Source organism: Microbacterium sp. Leaf288, from assembly GCF_001422925.1.
In the GTDB taxonomy this organism is placed as follows: domain Bacteria; phylum Actinomycetota; class Actinomycetes; order Actinomycetales; family Microbacteriaceae; genus Microbacterium.
In genome coordinates, this window is sequence record NZ_LMNI01000010.1 from 492,443 (window position 1) to 514,066 (window position 21,624).

At 71.9% G+C, this 21,624-nt stretch carries 1 protein-coding gene (running past one end of the window); it reads left to right on the plus strand.

Annotation, left to right across the window (positions count from 1 at the left end; all coding sequences use genetic code 11):
- Positions 1 to 21,624: the 5' portion of a hypothetical protein gene (locus ASF40_RS06490; protein WP_157549463.1), read on the plus strand. Its footprint extends 15,822 nt past the window's final position; the window shows 21,624 of its 37,446 coding nt (coding positions 1–21,624); its start codon is at positions 1 to 3; the stop codon falls past the right edge of the window.

Consider the following 21,624-nt stretch of genomic DNA (forward strand, 5'->3'; position numbering starts at 1 on the left):
GTGGGGGGAATCGTGCCGTCGGGGGCCGCTGAATCGAGTGCGCGCAAGAGCGCCGCTCTTCGGCGCGCGCACGGTGCCGGCTCCGCCGCCATCGCCGCCCTCGTGAGCGTCGCTCTCGTCGTCGCCGGCGTCGCACCCGCACATGCCGCCGCCCCGGAGCCCCCCGCGGTCGAGCGAGCGCCGGCGGCGCAGACAGCTCCCGCAACGACTCCCGCGCAGACCCCGGCCGAGATCATCCACCTGCGCGACGCCGAGGTCGTCGTCGTCCAGGTGCTGCCCCGCGACGAGGCTCGCGCAGCGCTCGATTCCGTCTTCGCCGCTCAAGAGGACCGGCGCACGGAGGCGGCTCGTCGCGAGCGCGTCGTGCGTGCGCAGCAGAGCGCGTATGTCACGGAGCTGGCCGTGGCCCAGCAGGCCGCGCAGGCCCAGGCGGAAGCGGATGGGAAGCTGCAGGAGGCGCTCGCGGCGCTCGCCAAGGCACTCTCGACGAGCCAGTGCACCACCGTCGGCGGGACCAACGGGCAGCCCGCGTCGATCTCGTGCCCGATGGAGAACGGCGATGCGACGATCTCCGGCGACGACGGCGCGGGAGTGACGACGCCCCCGCCCACACCGACGCCGACGCCGACCCCGCCGCCTGCGGCCGAGGAGGACGACGCCGCGCAGCCCATGACCGCGTCCAGCGCGCCCGGCGACCCCGTCGGCCCCGACCAGTTCCTCGGCGCGGGCGCGCTCGCAGGCGCCCTGGCGCAGGTCCTGGGCGAGTGGGCGAACACCGGAGCGGACGTCTCGGGCATCACCGCGTCCGTCGGTTCGCTGCCGGACGGCCGCCTCGGCGAGGCATCCGGTCGCACGATCGTGATCGACGATGACGCCGCCGGCTGGGGCTGGTCACGCATGGACCTCCTCACGGTCGTGCGACACGAGGTCGGACACGCGCTCGGCGCCGGCCACGGCGGCGGGCTCATGGCCGAGACGCTGTCGCCCGGTGAGAGCCGGGGCGTGGACGCGTCGATCCTCCCCGCGCCCGAGCCCCCTGCACCGGCGGAGCCCGCCCCGGCGGAGCCCGCACCGGCGGAGCCCGCACCGGCAGAGGTGCCCGCGCCGGTGGTCGAGCCGACGGCAGAGGCGCCGGCCGCGCCCCACACCGTGGAGCCGTCCGCCGACACGCCGCCCACCGACGCGACGACGCCGGAGATGTCGGCGCCGCCGACCGCGGCCGGCCTCGGCTGGACCGTGGCCGACGGCACCGCGACCCTCGCCCTGACCGCGGCCGAGGCCGCAGCCGGCGGCATCGCCCTCGTCGGAGGGCGGATCGTCTTCACCTCCGGCTCCGGCGCGACCGTCGCCGTCGAGGCGCAGGGGCTGACCCACGTCGTCGTGCGCGGCGTCGACGGCGCCGCGTCGTTCACCGTCGACCTCACCGGCATCGCGGGACTCGCGCTCGCGATCGACGGGGCGCTCGACGCGCTGCTGGTGAAGGGCCTCCCGGCTGCTGTCGTGCTGTCGGGCGCGCCCGCCCGGCTGCGGCTGGACGCCGTGGTCGCGAGCCTGACCTTCCTCGCCCCGCGTGTGGCGGCGCTGATCACCGGCCGCAGCGCCGTGGCCGTCGACGGTGCCGTCGTCCTTCCGGGGGCTGACCTCATGATCCAGGCGCGATCGATCACGGTGCGCTCCGGCGCGTCGGTCGACACGACCGGCACCGACCGCGACGGAGCGATCACGTTCCTCGCGAGCGACACGAGCACGCACGGAGAGGATGCCGCTGCCTCCGTCACCGTCACGGGCGCGCGGCTCTCCGGCGGCGAGGTGACGCTGCGCGCCGACTCGACGGATGCGACAGGCCCGTGGTCGTCGTCGTCCGCAGGAGTCGCGGTGGTGGACTCCGCCATCTCGGCGACCGGCGACGTGCTGCTCAGCAGCTCCTCGACGACCGCCTCCTCCGCGAACGGCTTCGCAGCCCTGGTGAAGAACCAGTCGTCGGCCGTGACGCGCGTCGGCGGCAGCACCTCGATCACCACCCCCGGCAGCGTCCGCATCGAAGCGCGCAATGCCGCATCCGCGAGCGCGATCGCCGCAGGGGGCGCCGGGATCGGACTCGCCGAGGCAGACGTCGTGCGGCTCACTCATGCCGTCGTCGAGGGCGATCAGTCGATCACCGCGGCGCGGCTCTTCCTGCTCGCGACCGCCGCGGGATCGCTGCGCGTGGTCGCGGCCGGCACCGGTGGCTCGACCCCCGCGCAGTCCGAGCTCAGCGGGGCGGCGCTCGCGGCGAACCCGCACGCGGGAGCGGTCGCCGTCGGCCGCGCGTTCCTCGAGACCATCGCGCGATTCGCCCCGTCGGCGAAGGTCGATCTCGACGACACGCAGGCGACGGTCCAGGCGGACTCGTCCATCGACGCCACCGCGGAGGCCGCCGACGGGATCACGGCTCTCGTCGTGCGCGAGGTGTCAGGCGCCGCGGTCGGCGAAGGAGCCGAGCTGAGCGGCGTCTCAGATCTCACCGTTCGCGCCACCGCGCGCCACGCCGTCGCCGCTGACGGCGGCGCGGGATGGGCGCTCGTCTCGTCGACGGCGCTCACCTCGGCCTCGATCGACGGCGGCTCGCCGCTCACGGTCGCCGGCGACCTCTCGCTCCGCGCCGAGCAGACGGCGACCGTCCGCGCCACCGGCGCGGGTGCCGCCCTCGCCCTTGGTGTCCACGACGCCAGCGTGCGACTGGCGCGCGGCGCCGATGTCGCCGGGGCGGTGGAGCTCGCCGCGGTCGGGCGGTCGGACGCCACGGCCATCGTCGCGACAGGTCGTGCCGGTGCACCATCGACCGCGGTGTCGGTGCTCGCAGGCCTCGGCGGGGCGACGGCGTCGCTGCCCGCGCTCGCCCCGACCGCTGTTCCCGTCCGCGCCTTCGGCGGCGTCGCGATCGCCGCGACGGTCACCACCTCGCTCGGCTCGCTGGGTGCCGGGTCGGCGCCGCTGCGCTCCGGTGGCGGTGTCAGCCTCGCCGCCGTGAGCGGCGGTACGACGACGACCGGCGGCTCCGGAGCCCTGGGCGGCGAGACGTTCCTGCTCCCTTCCCCCGTGCGCGCCGGCACGGTACGCGTCAGCAGCCACATCCTGTCGGGCGGCGACGTGGTGCTCCACGCCGGGCGCGGCCCCCCGGGGGCCGACGGACCCGTCTCCCTCCGCGTCGACGTCGACGCCGCCATCACCCTCCTCGACCCCACCGCCACCCTCGAGGTCTCGCCCTCCGAGCAGACGCCGGCGATCACGCCGCCTGCCGGGGCCGTCCTCGTCTCCGCCGCCGCAGGCGGCACCGTCGCCCTCGGCCGCGCCACCCTCTCGTTCGCCGCCGGCGCACTGCCCGCCGATGCCTGGGTCTCGATCACCGCACGGGATGCTGCGGTCCCCGGCATCCTCACCCGCTCCGCCGTCTTCGACCTGCGGGCGTACGACGCCCGCACCGGCGCCCTGATCTCGACGTTCCTGATCGATCCGGTGCTGACCATCGCCGTCGCCAGCACGATCGGCCAGCCGCGCATCTGGTACGTCGCACCGGACGGCTCGGTGCAGGCGATCGCGACCACCGCGGATGCCGCAGCAGGCACGCTGACCGCCGCGCTTCCCCACTTCTCGGACTATGTCGCCGGTTCCCCGCTCGCCGGCATCGTCGGCGTCATCGTGCAGCAGCTCGAGGCGTACATCGCGAGCCACCCGTACGACCAGGACCTCGACGACATCGTGCTCGGCGACGCACTCTCGCTGACCGGCATCCACCTCTCGATCGCGCTGAGCGGGCTCACCTCGCCGTACACGGGGACAGCGAGCTTCACCGCGACGCTCCAGCTCGACCTCGCGGTCGGCGCCCTGCGCATCCGGGCGAGCGCCGCGGTGACTGCGACCTACACGCTCGCGGGCGCGACGACGCTCGACGCCGGGAGCCTCCTGATCACCCTGGGCCCGGCGGCCCCCGACACGTCGTTCGGCATCTCGGTGTCGTCGGGCGGCACCGAGATCGCGGAGCTGGCGGTGTCGTCGGCCACGCTCAGCCAGGACGGCTCCGACCTCACGATCACGGCCACCGGGGTCTCCGCCGCGTTCGGCGATGCGGTCGAGATCACCGGCGGGACGCTGCGCCTGGTCTCCCGCGACGACACCGGCGACGTCGACTTCACGCTCACTGGCGGCACCGTGAGCTTCACCGCCGGCGGATCCGGACTGACGGTGTCGAACGCCACGCTGAGCTACAACGGCACCGACGGGCTCTCGCTCGCGGGCGACATCGAGCTGGACATCGCCGACACCACGCTCACCGGCAGGGTGCGCATCACGCACGCGGCGGGCGTCACGACGCTCATCGTCAGTGAGCTCCGTGCCACACTCGCCTCGGGCAGCGCGCAGACCCTCGACCTCGCCGACGGCGGCGGCACCCTCGTGCTCGCGCCCGCCGGCGTCAGCGGCGTGCTCACCGCGACGGTCGTCGCGACGGGCCTGGTCACCGCGACGCTGGCCGGACGAGTCGAGATCGACACGGCGACCGGCACGACGACCGTCGCCATCGCGGCCCGGAACCTCGGCATCGACCTCGGTGGCGGCCTCGCGCTCACGGGCGCCGTCGTCGGCCTGTACGTGGAGTCGTCGGCCACCGGCACGGCGATGGCGCTGGACGCGAGTGGCACGGTCTCCCTCACCGGCTGGACGGACGTCTCCGTCAGCGGACTCTTCCGTGCGCGCGTGAACGGGTTCACCGGCGTCGTCGACGAGGTCGTGGCGCTCGGCGACGGCTCCGGAGACGTCACCATCTCGTTCGCCGCGGCCGAAGGCGACACCTACAGCGGGACCGGACTCACGATCACGGTGCTGGGACAGGCGATGACGGGCGACCTGGCGTTCGCCACCACGGCCGATGGATTCACGGTGACCGTCGCTAATCTGTCGCTCGCGTTCGGCGCCGGCGCGGCATCCGCCCGCTTCGAGAACGCCGGAGGCACCCTCACCCTAGACGGCGGAGAGGCCACCGCCACGCTGACCGGCGACCTGCGGATCTCGGTTCCCGGTCTCGCCCTCGACACGTCGCTCGACCTCGACCTCAGCACTGCCGCCGCGGATCGCCACGTGCGGGTGAGCGGAGCGGGAGTCGTCCTGGCGCTGGCCGGACAGCAGGTCACGTTCGACGAGTTCACGGTGGAGAGCGCTGTCGTCGACGGCGCGACCCAGACGCGGATCACCGTCGCGGGCGGCGCCTTCGCGATCGCGTCGGGCACGACCGACCTCCTCGCCCTCTCGGACATCACCGGATCCCTGACGATCACATCGACGGGCGTCGCCGGGCGGCTGAGCGCGGGCATCTCGTCCGAGGTCACCGGCTTCTCGTTCGCATCGCTGGTCGGCGTCGCGGTGAACACCGGATCCGCCGCCGTCGGAGATCTGCCCGCCGGACCGTATCTGCGCATCGAGGCCACGGGCACGGTGATCACGGTCGCGGGTCAGGAGCTCACCGCCGACGTGACCTTCGAACGCGGCGTCGACGCCGCCGGCGCGGTGGTGGTCCGGGCGGGGATCGCAGGCGGCCGGCTGGTGTACTCCGCGGGCGGCACGCCCGTCGTCACGCTGACGAAGGGCGCTGGGGCGCTCGTGATCTCGGCTGCCGGCGTCGCCGCCTCGTTCACCGGCGTCGTCGCGGTCGCCCTGCCGGGCGTCTCGTTCACGGGCGGCCTGGCGGTGCGGCTGAACACGACCGGCGCGGACGTCGACACCACCGTCACCGTGGGCGGGACGGACGTCGCGCTGGTCCTCCCGGCCGGAGGTGCGAGCTACCTGCAGCTGTCGGGCACCGGCATCGTGCTCACCATCGCCGGGCAGCGCCTCACCGGCTCCGTGTCGGTCGAGCGCACCGGTGGCGTGACGACGATGGGCATCACCGACGGCAGCCTCGCCTTCGGTGACGGGATCCTGACGGTCACCGGTGTGACGGCGACGCTCGGCGTCGGCGCCGGCGGTGTCTGGGGCTCTTTCACCGGCACGCCGGCCCTCGTCCTTCCCGGAGTGAGCATCAGCGCCGGCTCGCTCACCGTGGAATTCAACACGGACACCGCGGCGCACAGCGCGATCGCGCCCGGTGCGTTCCGCGTCGGAGCCTCCTCCCTCGCGGTCACCGTCGCGGGGGTGTCGATCACCGGCACCGTCTGGTTCGAGCGGACCGTCACGTCGGGCTCGGCCTCGTACCGCGTCGCGGTGACCGGCGGCACGGCGAGCCTCGGTTCGTTCGTCTCGGTCTCCGCCATCACCGGAACGTTCCTGATCACCCCCGCCGGCGTCGCCGGCAGCATCTCGGCGACCGCGAACCTGAGCGTGCCCGAGTTCCTCTCCGTGACGGGAACGACGGTGAGCGTCGCGGTGAACACGACGCCGGGGCCGCTCGACCCGGGAAGCGGCGTCCTGCCGGCAGGACCGTATCTTCGCGTCGAGGTGTCGGGGCTCACCGCGGAGATCCTGGGGGCGGGCACGATCGAGGGCTCGTTCGCCTTCACCCGATCGACCGCGCCGGGTGGGATCTCGGACACGATCGTCGCGATGACGGGCGTCGCCGTGACCCTCGACGGCGATTCCGACCCTTCGCTGTTCGACGGGTCGGGTGCGCTGATCCTCCGCGCCGACGGTGTCGCGGGCTTCCTGTCGGGGTCGGCGTCGCTCGGCGGCGGAGGCATGTCGGTCGACGGCACCGTGCTGCTGCAGATCAACACCACAGCGGCCGCCATCGACACGGTTCTGCGCGTCGGCGGCTCGGACCTGGTCTTCAAGCTCCCGGCGCCGGCGAGCGGCGACATCATCTTCAGCCTGACCGCATCGGACCTCACCCTGACGATCGGCGACTTCGTCACGATCGAAGGCAGCCTCACCTTCAGCGACACGGTCATCGGCGGCGTGCCCGTGCGCGTCGTCGCAGCATCCGGTCTCACGATCTTCCTCGGGCGAGGCCCGGCGTTCCTCGAGTCCGGGGCGCTCAACCCTCTCGCGATGGGAGTGCTCCTCACCGACGCCACGATCGGCCTCGTGGAGATGGGCGGAGGCCACGCGTTCGTCGCGACGGGCGTGGTCAGCATCATCGGCGTGCCCGGCGTCACGATCACGGGCACGACCAGCGTGCGCGTCAACGACACCGGCCTGGCGGTCACGCAGACCATCGAGATCCCCGGCAGCACCGCGCCGGGCGTGCTGGTCGATTTCGCCACGGATGCTGCGATCACCGAGTTCGTCGTCAGCGGGGCGACGCTCGCCTTCGGCGGGCAATCGCTGAGCGGCACGTTCTCGTTCGGCCGTGACGGCACCGATCTCACCCTCTCGGTCAGCGACGGGGCGATCGCCCTCGGAGATGCCGTCGCCGTCACCGGCATCCAGGGCGACCTCGTCGTGCGCTCCGGCGGCGTGGCGGGCACGCTGAGCGCCACGATCACGATCGCCGCCCTCGGCGTGAACGCCGTGCTCGCCGAGCTCGCGATCAACACGTCGGCGGCAGCCGTGACCGTGGGCACCACGGCGCTTCCCGCCGGTCCGTATCTGCGGGTCGGCCTCACCGGCCTCGACCTCACCGTGCTCGGGCAGGCGATCCGCGCCGACCTCGCCGTCGAAAGGGTGACGGCCGGCGGCGTCGCCACCACGGTCGTCGGGCTCACGAACGTCGCGCTCTTCCTCGGCGACGACGGCGGTACCCCTGGTGACACCGGCACCGCTCTCGACGACGACCTGGGCGTGCGGCTGAGCGCGGGATCCGGCCTCCTCGTGCTCACGGCGGCAGGTTTCGCCGGACGCATCGACGGCACGATCTCGGTGCGCCTCGGCGCCGAGGCGAGCCTCGAGGGCGAGTTGTCCCTCGTGCTCAACACCACGGGAGCGCGCGTGCAGGCGTCGGTGGTCGTCGGAACCACGGCGCAGGTGCTCGACGTCGCCGCCGGTCCGTACCTCCGCTTCGAGGGAGCAGGCCTCACGCTCCAGGTGCTCGGCCAGTCGCTCACCGCGAACCTGGCGATCGAGCGGGTCACGCCGCTCGGCGCGGGAGGTGCGCCGGACACCACGAAGACGCTCCTGCGGATCGCCGCCACGGACGTCGAGCTGCGGCTCGCCGGCGACGCCCTCGTGCTGTCGCACGGAGCCGCGCTGATCCTGCTGTCGTCCGCGGGCGCCTCCTCGACCTTCGCCGGCCGCATCACCGGTGATCTGACCCTCGACGTCCCCGGCGTCGCCTTCTCGGCCGGACTGGCCGTCGAGTTCAACACCGGAACGGATGCCGTCGACCAGACGCTCCTCGTCCGCGGCCAGACCCTGACGCTCGCGCTGCCGGCGGGCGGCGCGACCGGCTACGTGCGGGTGGCCGGCACGGGAGTCGCGGTCACGATCGCCGGGCAGACGCTGACCACCGACATCGAGGTCGTCGACGACGGCGGCACGCTGACCCTCACCCTTCGCAACACGCGGATCGTGCTCGGCGGAGCGGCCCCGCTGCTCACGGTGAGCCAGCCGGCATCCGGCACCGGCTCGACGGCGACGATCGTGCTCGCACCCGAAGGGGCGTACGGCGCGATCACCGTCGCCGTCGCGTTCGGGGTCTCCGACATCGCGGTGACGGGCACCATCACCGTCGCCTTCAACACGACGGGCACGGCGCAGACTGTCGCCGGGTGGTCGGAAGCCTTCCCCGGCGGCCTGATTCGCGTCGGCGGCGAGAACCTCACGATCACCGTGCTCGGGCAGTCGCTCAGCGCCGACGTGACCTTCGAGCAGGTGACCGGCGCGACCGGGACGGTGGTGCGGGTCGGCGTCGCGAACGTCGCCCTCGCCCTCGGCCCGCTCATGGTGAGCGACGGCTCGGGGCTGTTCGTCATCACCCCGAACGGTGTGGCCGGCTCGCTCGCGCTCACGGTCGGCGTGTCCAGCTCGGCTTTCTCCCTCGAGGGCTCCTTCGACCTGCAGGTGAACACGACCTCGCTCGCGGTGAACGACACGCTCCAGGTCGGCGCCGGCATCGTGACCATCGACGTCCCCGCGGGGCCGTACCTGCGCATCGCCGGGACCGGGGTAGTCCTGACGGTGCTGGATCAGCGGATCCGCGCGGATGCCGCGTTCGAACGCGCGACCTCCTACGGTGCCGACGGCGTCGCAGGCGGCACCGACGACTCTGTGGTCACCCGCATCGCACTTGCGAACGTCTCGGTCTCGATCGGTGCGGGTTCCGCCGCGCTCTCACTCACGGGTGGCGAGGCGGTCTTCGTGCTCCCGTCGACCGGCGGACTCGCGGGCCGCGTCACGGGCACGGCCGCGCTGACCGGTGTGCCCGGCGTCAGCATCGCCGCGACGCTGACGATCGAGATCAACACCACCTCCGCGGAGGTCGACGAGACCGTCCGGGTGGGTGCGGGCACCGTGTCGGTGAACCTCCCCGCGGGCGGATCGGGCGGGTATCTGCGGGTGGTGGGCGACGACGTCGCGATCGTCATCGCGGGCCAGACCCTCGCCGGGGACATCGAGGTCGTCACGCAGGGCACCGCGCTCACGCTGACGGTGTCGAGCGGCGTCATCATTTTCGGCACCCCGGCGTCGCCCCTCGTGCGCGTCACGGGCATCCAGGGGTCCTTCCGGATCACGGCCGCCGGCATGGCGGGGTCGCTCGAGGCCACGCTGGAAGTCACGGTGCCCGGGCTGGCGGTGAGCGGCGACGTCGCGGTGCAGGTCAACTCCGGCCTCGCCGCGGTGACCCTCGACCCGGGTGGACCTGCGGAGGTCGTCGTGCAGCCGGGCCTCAAGATCGAGGTGACCGGCGCGAGCATCGCGGTCGCGGGCCAGTCGCTCGGCGCCGCCCGCGTGCTCGTCAGCCGCACCCCGACCGGCGAGGTCGCCTTCGCGGTGACCGACCTCACGCTGCAGCTCGGGACGTTCGTGAACGTCACCGCGGCGCACCACTGGTCGGGTGCCCTGGTCGTGACGCCGGGCGGTGTCGCTGCCGGCTTCTCAGGCAGCGTGACCGGGATCTTCTCGCTCCCCGCAGGTCTCACGCTCGGCGGCGACATCGAGTTCGCGATCAACACCTCGACCGCGGCGGTGCGCCGCACCGACCTGGGCATCGACGTCCCCGCCGGACCCTTCCTGCACTTCGCCGTCACCGGCGGCGTGCTGGGCGTCGCAGGCGGCCCGTCGTTCTCGGGGAACTTCCTCCTCAGCCGTACCGCGACCGGAGTCACGACCATCGCGTTCAGCGACGTCTCGGTCGCCCTGACGCCTGAAGGCGGCGATGGGCTCGAGATCGTCGACGGTCGCGGTGCGTTCCTGCTGACGACCGGCGGCATCGTCGGCACGTTCTCCGGCGCCATCGCGGCCGCGGCGGGCGGGCTCGAGGCGGAGGCCACCGTCGCTGTCCGGTACAACGGCACGACGCAGCCGCTCAACCAGACGATCGCGGTGGGCGGAGTGGACGTGCCGCTCGTCTTCGCGGCCGATGAGATCGCCGACGCCGGAGGCGCCTTCATCGCCCTGGCGGTATCGGGCTCGATCAAGCTCGGCGACTTCGTCGAGATCATCGGCAGCGTCGACTTCAGCGGCGCCGAGCTCGCCGTGTCCGACCTCACGGTGTTCGTCGGGCAAGGTCCTGGATTCGTCGAGGACGACGCACGCAACCCCTTCGCCGTCGGCCTCTACCTCACCGGCGTCAACGGCTTCGTCAAGGGCACCACCGGCAGCCGCGTCGTCGCGATCTCGGGAACGGTCGAGCTCGTGGGCATCCCGGGCGTCACCCTCGCGGGCACGGCGTGGATCTCCTACAACGAGACCACCACCGAGCAGGTGCTCGGCACGGGCGACGATGCCGTCACGGTGGCGGAGGGCGCGGCGGGAGCGCCGCATCTGCTCGTGGTCGGCGACCTCACCCTCGCAGTCGCCGGGCAGGAGCTCACCGGTACGTTCGCCTTCGAGACGCTCGCCGGAGGCGGGCTGCGCGTGCGTTTCGGGGCCGACGCCCGCGACGGCGGATCGCCCCTCACCCTCAGCCTCGGAGACGGCGTCGCCGTCGCCACCGTCGCCGCCGGGACGCTCGATCTCACGCCGCAGGGCCTCGCGACGGTCCTTGTCGCGAATCTGACGCTCAACGCGGGCGACGAGGTCGACTTGACGGGCGACATCGGCCTGCAGCTCAACACCTCGACGGCGGCCCGCACCGTCGGCGGAGTGGTGCTGCCCGCGAGTTCGCTGCGCGTTCAGGTGGGCACCCTCGCGACGCCGGCGGCCCTCACCATCGCGGGCCAGACACTCTCCGGTGTCTTCGTCTTCTCGCAGGTGCGCGGGCCGGTGCTGCCGAGCGCTCCCCCGGGGACCCCCGCACCCACCACCACCGTGATTATCGCGTCGGCGCTGACGCTGTCGCTCGGCACCGCCACTGCGGGGGTCCGGCTGACCGACGGCTCCGCCGTGTTCCTCCTGCGGGACTCGGGGCTCGCCGGACGCATCACCGGCACGGTCCGATTCCTCGTCCCCGGGGACGCCGTGCAGTTCAGCGGCACGTTCACCGTCGCGGTCAACTCCGGCCCTGCGGTGGACGAGAGCTTCCAGCTCGACGGAACCACGGTCGCGCTCGACCTGCTTGCCGGCCCCTTCCTCCGCGTCGAGGGCGCCGATGTGGCGATCGTCGTCGCCGGCCAGCGACTCTCGGGCGACTTCACCTTCACCCAGTCCGGGAGCGGTCCGTCGGCGACCACGGTGATCACCATCGCGGACGCGAGCGCCGGGTTCGGCGACGGCACCACGGACTTCGTGTCGCTCACCGGGGGCGAGGGCGAGTTCGTCCTCAGCGCCACCGGAGTCGCCGGGAGGGTGAGCGGAACCCTCGCGGTGACGCTGCCGGGGATCCTCGTGAGCGGGGACTTCGCGGTCGTGCTCGACACGACCGATCCGGCGGCGAGCTCGATCTCCGTGGCCGGTGAGAACATCACGGTCGACATCGGTGGGTTCCGGCTCACCGAGGGTGAGGTCGCCTTCTCGCAGCGCACCGTCGGCGGCGTCAGGATCGTCGACATCTCGATCGCCGCGGTCGCCGATTTCGGAGCGCCGATCGGAGAGCTCTCGCTGGCGGGAGCCCTGCAGATCGGCGCCACGGGGCTCGCCGGAATCCTCGCCATCGAAGGTGCGAGCATCTCGCTCGGCGGCGGCGTCACGGTCTCGGCGTCCGCGCTGCGGTTCGAGATCAACCGGTCGGGCCAGGCTGTCGTGCTCGCCGATCCCACGCACACGCGACTGGAGGCCGGGCCGTACCTGCGGATCGCCGGCGAAGGCATCGCGGTCGTGATCGGCGACGTGACCCTCACCGCGAACCTGCTGTTCCAGCAGGCGACGTCGAGCGGCGGGGCGGCGCGCACCGTCATCGCCGTCGCGGGTGGCGCAGTGCGGCTGGGATCCGATGCGCCGATCCTCACGGGTGTCGAGGGGATCATCGTCCTGACGCCGGCGGGCATGGCGATGCGTCTGGGGGGAACCCTCGACCTCGGCGCGCTGCTGCCGTCCGGGGTGACGATCGCCGGCTCCTTCGCGCTGGCGATGAATCAGTCGGCCACCCCGGTCACGGAGTCCGTGACCGTCGGCGGACGCACGGTCGCGCTCAACCTGCCCGGCAACCTCGCCGTCCGCGTGAGCGGCACGGGCGTCGTCCTCGCGATCGCCGGCCAGTCGCTCACCGGCGACTTCGCGTTCGAACGCTCCGGGACGACGACCACGATCGTGCTCGCGAACGTCGGTCTGCGGATCGGTGACGGCGGGACGGACATCCTGATGCTCGCGGGCGGCACGGGCACGCTCGAGCTCGGGGCGACGGGAATGTTCGGCTTCGTGTCGGGCACCGTCGCGCTCACCGTGCCCGGCGTGGCCGCCTCCGCCGCGATGACGCTCTCGATCGACACCCGACCGGCAACCAAGGCCTTCGCCCTCTCGGTGAACGACCTCGCCCTCGACCTCGCCGGTCAAACCCTCACCGGTGACTTCACCTTCGAGCAGGCGGGCGTCGGCGCCTCCCGCGTCGTCAAGGTCACCGCATCCGACGTCCGGCTCTTCCTGGGCGACCCGAAGGGCGCCGGCGACGCCGATGACGTCGGGCTTCGCCTGACCGGAGGGAGCGGTGCGTTCCTGCTGACCTCCGCCGGCATGGCGGTCGACGTCTCGGCGAACATCGACCTCGTCGGCCTCGACGCCATCCCGTTCTCGCTCGGCACCGGGCTCGCGACCCGGCTGCAGATCAACACCGCGCCCACCGCGGTGAAGACGACGCTCGGCGCGCTGAGCCTCGACCTTCCGGCCGGCCGATTCGTGCGCGTCGAGGTGACCGGTGGGGTCACGGTGTTCGGCCAGTCGCTGTCGGGAACCTTCCTGTTCGAGCAGGTGCGTGGCGGCGGAGCCGACGGGCGCGCGGGCACGTCCGACGACGTGAACATCCTGCGCATCGCGGCGACGAATGTGGCGTTGTTCGTGGGCGACGACGGCGGAACCCCCGGCGACTCCCCTGCCGACGTCGCGGACGACATCGGCATGCGGCTCACGGGCGGCACGGCTCTCGTGCTCGTGACGAGCGCCGGCATCGGCGCGTCGATCACCGCGACGGCGTCGATCCGCCTCGGCCCTGGCCTCCAGGCCACCGCGACGGTAGGCGTGCAGATCAGCGACATGCGCCGGACCGTCGGCACCAAGATCGTCCCCGTCGCGGTGGACGAGGAGTTCGTGGTCGGGGGCCAGACGCTCACCCTCGAGCTTCCGGCCGGTCCGTACTTCAGGGTCGGGGTCACCGCGCTCACACTGACGATCGCCGGTCAGCAGCTCACGGCCGACATCTCGTTCGAGAAGTCCACGGCGATCGGCCCGGATGGCAGCGTGGGCACGCCCGACGACGTGACCACCCAGAAGATCCGCTTCGCCAACGTGTCGCTGCGCCTCGGGACTCCGGATCGCGACGTCGTCGTCGTGCGCGACGGCTCCGGCGCCTTCGACATCGTCGGCAAGAGCGGGCCGGTCGCCGGCGGCATCGCGGGGCGCATCCAGGCGACCGTGGAGCTGTTCATCCCCGGGGTGTCGTTCTCCGGAACGCTCGAGGTCCAGATCAACACCCTCGTCAACCCGTACCCGGTCGACGGCGCGACGATCGCGTCAGGGCTCAAGGTCGCGGGGCTCGACATCTCCCTCGAGGTGATGGGGCAGCGCCTCACGGGCGACTTCGCGTTCGCGAAGGAGACCCCGAGCGGCCGGATCACCCTGGCGCTGTCGGACGTGGTGCTGGAGCTCGGCGACGGCATCCGCACCTACGTGACCGCCACCATCTCCGCGGGGATCATCGAGGTGACCCGCGGCGGCATCGCCGGAGCGCTCGTCGCCGGGATCACGCTGAACCCCGCAGTTCTGCCCGGCGTCTCCGTCGACGCCGACATCATCGTGCAGGTCAACAACACACTGATCGACGCTAACCCGTCGCTCGAGGTCGGCGGATCGACGGTCGCGTTCTCCATCCCGAAGAACACGCTGCGCGTGCAGGTCGGCCTCGTCGGCGACCCGGCCGCGATCGGGATCCTCGGCCAGACGCTCAAGGGCGTCGCGGTCTTCGAGCAGACCAAGACCGCCGCCGGCGCCAAGATCGTGCGAATGGCCTTCACCGACGTCGAGCTCTTCCTCGGCGACCCGGGGACGGACCTCGCGTCGACCGCTGACGACGTCGGGGTTCAGCTGACGAACGGGCGCGGCGCGTTCATCATCACGCCCACGGGCATGGCGGGCGAGATCGCCGGCAGCGTCACCACCCCGGGACTGCCCCTCACGATCACCGCCGACCTCACGCTGCAGCTGAACACGCTCGTCACGAACGGCCAGGGGGTCGTCGTGAACGAGGTGTTCCAGTTCGCCGGCGTCTCGGTGGCGACGGTGGCCGACGGCAAGGCAGGCTCGGCCGAGGTACAGCGCATCACCGTGTCGGCGCCCAGCGGCAGCTTCACGCTCGCGATCGACGCCGACAAGGACGGCGTGCTCGAGGCGAGCGAGATCAGTGCTCCGATCGCGGTCGGGGCCGCAGCATCCGTCGTCGATGCCGCGATCGAGGCGCTCCTCGACTCGGATGCCGCCACCGATCGGGTGACGGTCGCCCTCGCCGGCAACCAGTACACCGTCACCTGGAACGCGAACGGCAACCAAGCGGCCCTGCAGGCCAATGTCCGCGTGCTGCGGCTGCCCAAGGGGCCGTTCCTGCGCGTGGCCGCCGAGAACATCGAGATCGGCATCCAGAACGGCGCCGAGACCCTCACGATCACCGCGGACTTCGCCTTCGAGCGGATCGGCTCGGGCGTCAACCAGGTCAGCAAGATCGCGCTCGCGAACGTGACGCTCGATGCCGGCGAGGACACCGGCGACGACAACCCCGGCATCGTGGAGGGCTCCGGCTTCTTCGTCGTCTTCTCCCCCGGCGCCACGACGTCGACCAGCCCGGTCAGGACGACGACCACCGGAGGCATCGCGGGCATCATCACGGGCAAGGCCGCGGTCGCGGTGCCGGGCTTCTCGGCGTCGGCCTCGCTGGGCTTCACCGTCAACACCACGGGCGCCGAGGTGACGCAGTCGATCGTCGTGGGCGGCGAGACCCTCACGCTCGACGTGCCCGCGGCGCCCGTCTTCCAGTTCATCGTGCAGGACCTCGACTTCAGCTTCGGCGACGTGCTCGAGATCCGCGCGGGTCAGTTCGCGATCAGCGGCGACGCGTTCTCGGGATCGGGCCTCGAGATCTTCATCGGGTCGGGGCCGTCGAAGCTCGCGGGCGGCGGGCTCAACCCCGCCGCGGTCGGCGTGCTGATCCGCAACGCCTCCGTCGACTTCAAGCGCGACGTCACCGGGTGGGCGCTGCGCGCAACCGGCGAGCTCGCGCTGCTCGGGCTCGACGGGCTCAACATCGTCGGCACGGTGCAGTTCCAGGTGAACACCTCCGACGCCACCACGTTCACCTTCTCGAGCGCCACCGGATCAGGTGCGAACGCCATCGCCGCGGGCTCCGTGGCGGCGGGCGCCTTCAGCTTCGCCGCGACCGGCATGGAGATCCGCGCGGGCGACACGGTGAGCCTGCGCGGCTCGCTCCGCATCAACCGTCAGATCGACGGAACCCTGGCGCTCGCGCTGTCCAACGCCTCGATCTTCGTGGGCTTCAGCGCCACCAGCGTCGCGAGCATGAGCGGCCTGGCGAGCTTCACGATCTCGCCGGTCAACGGCTTCCAGCTGGTGAACTTCAAGCTCACCGCGTTCTCCATGCTCTCGGCGATGCCGGTCGCGCAGACCGCCTGCGTCGCGGCGGATCCGCGGCCGATCTGCTCCCAGCCCGCTCCGGTGGTGACGGCGGATCTCGTCAACCCGGTCCGCGGCTCGGTGTTCAACGGATCGAGCATCACGACGCTGCGGGTGCGCTTCACGCCCTCGAGCGGCACGATCCTCGCGACCTCGGTCACCGACGTCGACCCCGAGTTCTCCATCAGCGTCGCCGGCGCCTCCGGCACCTGGACGCCCGGCACAGCGGTGGCGGTCGCGGGGATGCCGAACACCTGGGACTACGCGATCACCGGCCCCGCCCTGCCCGGCGCCGCGATCGTCACGATCACCTTCATCGACGGCAGCGTGACCGCGGGCGGCGCGTCGCTGGTCGGCGAACAGGAGCAGTTCTTCCGGCTGGCGCCCGTCGCGCCGGGCGGCGTATCAGCCCCGGTCGCGTCGATCGCCACGCCGGCGATCAGCCTCGCCCAGCTGAACGCGCAGGGCTACATCGACATCACGTTCACGAACCTGCCGAAGCCCGATGGGGCGGGCGGCACGCTGCCGGCAGGCCCGATCAGCAAGGGACCGATCGAGAACGCGACGGTTGCGCCGTTCACGATCAGCGGCCTCGTCGGAGACCTTGAGATGACGGGGTCGCGCCCCACGATCGTCGGAGCGCCGCTCCTGATCGCCGGCGCCGCCGCGAGCTCGACCAGCGTCACCTACCGGTACTTCCTCAAGGACAAGAACCCGAACAACACGCTGGGCCTGTTCACCGGCACCGGCACGATCTCGATCGTGCTCGACCGCGACGCGATCGTGCAGTCCGGCGGACCGACGCAGGGCACGCAGAGCCTGTCGGTCACGGTGTCGCCCGCGGCGGCCGGTGAGATCACCACCGGCGGTCCGCTCGCGCTCGGTCCGCTGACGCTGCAGGGCCCGACGATCGGCCTCGGCGGCTTCGGGTTCGCCGACGGCAAGGTGCTCGTCTCGGTGATCGTGGGCGTCCAGCGGGCATCGCTCGCCTTCGGCGGCAACCCGACCACGGGTCAGCAGTCGGCGGCGCAGACGAGCTCCGGCGTCACGGTCGACCTCATCGGCATCCAGGGCTCGTTCGAGCTCGCCGTCGACGTGTTCGGGCTCCTCGGCGGCGACGTCGACATCCGCCTCACCGGCAAGTGGGGTCTGCAGGTCGCCGCGCTCGATGCGCAGATCCCCGGGGTCGCACGCCTCCAGGCGACGGGCATCAAGATCGGCTACGACCCGAAGGGCGCCATCGACCAGGAGATCGTCAAGATCAACACCGCCACCATCACGCTCCCGTCCTTCGGGATCACCGGGTCGCTGCGGCCCTACAACCCGGCCGCGTCCTCCAACATCAACGCCAACAACGACGTCGCACTCGGGGCGGGGCTCATCCCCGGCCTGACCGTCTACGGCAACGGCTTCCGGCTCGGCACGGCCGAGCTGGCCTACGGCATCGCCCCGACGACCGGCGGCACGCCGGATCCGGGCAATACGCTGGCGCCGACGGCGGCGGACCGGAAGATCACACTCGGCGGGATCCTCGAGCTCGACGACATCCGTGTCGGCGTCTCCGGCCTCGAGGTCCGCTTCCCGCCGGCCGGCGCGCCGAGCTCCGAGACCGCCGGGTTCACCGGCCAGATCTACATCGCGACCGGTGGCGCCAGACTCTTCCCCGGCCGCGCCTACGGCGCCACCCTGACAGACCGTCTGACGGCAGACGACCGCCGGCCGGACGGCTCGCCCGACGACGAGGCGTTCCGCATCGCGCTCACCTTCAGCGGCGGCAAGGTCGACGCGTTCCAGCTCACCGTCGACACCCTCGAGATCCGCCTCGGCACGTACGTGACCCTCACGGCCCGCGACTTCCGCCTCGACACCGGCGCCGAGGGCGCCGAGTACATGGTCCAGCTGCAGGCCGTCGGCGCGAAGGTCACGATCGGCTCGCTCGTGATCGCCGGCGAGGGCCGCAACTTCGCGATCACCGGTGACGGTTCCTTCAAGGCTCTGCCGGGCTTCGGAGTGTTCCTCTCGGTCGGCTCCGCGACCGGGGACTCCTTCAAGTGGCCGGCGTTCCTCCCGGTGCGCATCGACGCGATCGGCATCCAGTGGGACGACGTCGAGAACCGCCCGGGCGACTTCGTGCTGATCCTTTCGGCAAGCGTGACCGGCATCCAGGGGCTGCAGGGCCTGCAGATCACCGGCGCCATCCAGGGCATCCGCATCCAGCCGTCGCTGCTGCTCGAAGGCAAGTTCCCGATCATCGGCATCGACTCGATCGGCGTCACCGTCAAGGGCAAGATGTTCGGCGGCGAGGTGTCGGCAGGGCTGGTCGGCGGCATCCTGAAACTCGATTCGAACTACTCGATCATCGGCGTCTTCGACACGACGACGGCGGTGCATCAGCGTGTGTTCTACCTCGGCCTCGAGGGGACGATCTCGATCGCCGGCCTCGCCGGGTTCGGCCTGCGACTGGGCCTTTCCGAGCTCGGTCCGCTGCAGGTCTACATCACGGCGAACATCCCGGGCGGCATCATGCTGGTGCCGCAGATCGGCCTGGTGCTCAATGACTTCGCCGCCGGCGTCGAGTTCTTCAAGACGCTGCCGTCGATCGAGGATCCGTTCGCCCTGCGCTCGTCGGCCTTCCAGCTGCCGACCGTGCTCTCGGCCGCCGAGTGGCTGGTGTCGCTGCAGAACCAGGTCGCCCTGCAGGCCCGGACGATCTCGACGAACCCGGGCCAGAGCGGCTTCGCCGCCGCGTTCACGTCGCCGATGGTGATCACCGGGTCCGCCCGCATCTATTCGATCTTCACGTCGCAAGCGGTGTTCAACGGTCAGGTGATCGTCAAGATCTCGACCGACGGCAAGATCCTGATCATCGGCAAGCTGAACTTCGCGCAGGACAACATCTCGATCAGCGGCCGTCTGTACGCGGATCTGTCGAAGGTCGCCAACGGCGACGCCACGGTGCTCTTCCTCGCGGACTTCCCCGACCAGGTGCGCCTGCTCACCATCTACGGGAAGCTCAAGATGGGCTTCCGGGACTCGTCCGGCAACGAGGTCGCGTTCGACGTGCTCGACGGTGCGGACCCGATCGCCACCGGCACACCGCCGGTGATCGATCTCGGAGGTCCGACGAGCAACGGCGGCACGATCGACGTCGGCGTCGTCAACGGGGCAGCCGGTTCGACGAAGTACCTCGACATCTCGTACAGGCCGGCACCCGGTGCGAGCCTCGACCTCGCGAGCGTCCTGACCGACCAGGTGAAGTTCACCCTCACCCGGGGGTCCGACCCGCCTCGGGTGTTCACCTTCACCCGCCCTGTGCCGATCCTCGCGGTGACGACCGCGGGCGGGATGACGCTCGCCGAACTGCAGGTCGACAGCACGGGTGCCTTCTACATGGCCGACGGCGCACGCGTCGACGTCCTGACACGCGCCTCGCTCGCCGAGACCGAGGGGGTCGAGGTCGACGCCATCACCGACTCCCAGCTGCTCACCGCGGCAGTGCGGATCAGCGGCACGACCCGCTTCCGCTACGCGATCGGCACGGACGACCTCGGCATGGGGCGCTGGGTGATCGACTTCGCGCAGGGCGCGGTCAAGAACGCCGACCTCACGACGGCCGCGGGGACGACGGCCGGCGCCCCGAGCGTCGCCACGCAGCTGTCCTTCACCGTGACCGGTGCGACCGCGGTCATCACGAACCCGACCCCGGGCGCCTCGGTCGACATCAACGTCGTGAACGGACGGGCGTGGATCACGGTCACGTTCACCAAGCCGACGCTCTTCACCATCGACCAGGCGTCGATCACCGATCTCGCCGCCGAGTTCCAGCTGTCGGGCCCAGGCCTCGGCACGATCCAGCTCGACGGCACGCAGGCGCCGCAGCTCGTCGACACGACCACGACCACCCTGACGTACCGCTACTGGCTCACCGGCCGCTTCGCGACCACCGGCGCGGTCAACCTCACGTTCCTGTCCGGCAGCTGGTCGTACCTGTTCACGCTCAGCGGTGCGCTCACCGTCACGGACGAACCCACCGAGACGGGCGCGGGCAGCGTCGGCATCCTGTTCCCGACCGGTGGACAGTTCGGGCTTCCCGCCGGCTTCACCGTCGACCCCGACTCCGTCATCAGCCGCCTCGCCGGCTTGACACTCGGCGGCACGGGCTGGGCGCTGACGCGCGACGCATCCGCGCCGATCACGGCGACGGGAACGCCCGGCGAGTTCCGCATCCCGGTCATCGTCACCATCGTCGGCAGCGGCGCGCTGACCGCCACGCTGGCCGCGAGCCCGCTCGGCTACCGGGGCACCGTCTCGGCGGGCGCCCAGCCGGGACAGGCCCTCACCGTCACGCCCACGGCGTACGTCGACGTCGATTTCGACGCCGCGGTGAACGGCCGGAACCTCGACATCGCCTCGATCCTCGACCTCGCACCCGAGTTCGAGCTCTTCGGCGAGGGCCTGGGCACGATCGTGCTGGACGGCACCCGTGCGCCCGCGCAGATCACCGGCGCGCCGGCCGGCACGCTCCGCTTCCGCTTCTGGCTCACGGGACAGTACGAAGCAGGCCTCTCGGTGCAGCTGACCCGGCTCGCGGGCGGCTGGTCGTACCTCGCGGCGGTCGCCCCGACGGCGTCCTCCGTCACGGCGCCGGCACCGGCACCGCAGCCGCCGCTCGCGTGGAGTGCGGAGATCACCGTGACGTTCCCGGATGCTGCGGGCGCAGGGCTTCCGTCCGGCTACGCGGTCGATGCAGCATCCGTGATCAGTCGTCTCGGCGCGCTCGTGTTCACCGCGTCGGCCGACGGCTGGACCGTGGTGCGCGACACGTCGCGCGCCATCCGCGCGGGCGCGGGCGCCTTCGAGTTCATCGTGCCGGTCGTGGTCGAGCGCGAGACGGCGGCCGCCTCGACGTCTTCCGTCACGATCGCGGCGGTGCAGGTCGGGTACTCCGACACCACGACGCCGGTTCCGGATGCCGCGTACACGGCGCCCGAGCGCGACTACATCGACGTGCCGTTCGCGGTTCCGACGGGACTGCTCATCGACACTGCCACCCTCATCGCGGGCCTCCCCGAGATCACGCTGGAGGTCAACGGCGCGATGGTGACGCTCGGAGCGCGCACCCTGCTGTCCAGCGAGGACGGGGTCGTCTGGGTGCGGTACCAGCTGGCCGAACCGCTGGCGGCGGGCGACGACGTGGAGGTCACCTTCCTGGCCGGCGGCTGGTCGTACACGCTCCCTGACGGCACCACCGCCTACACCGGCGCGCAGCCGTCCGCGGGCACCCCGGCGGGGGTC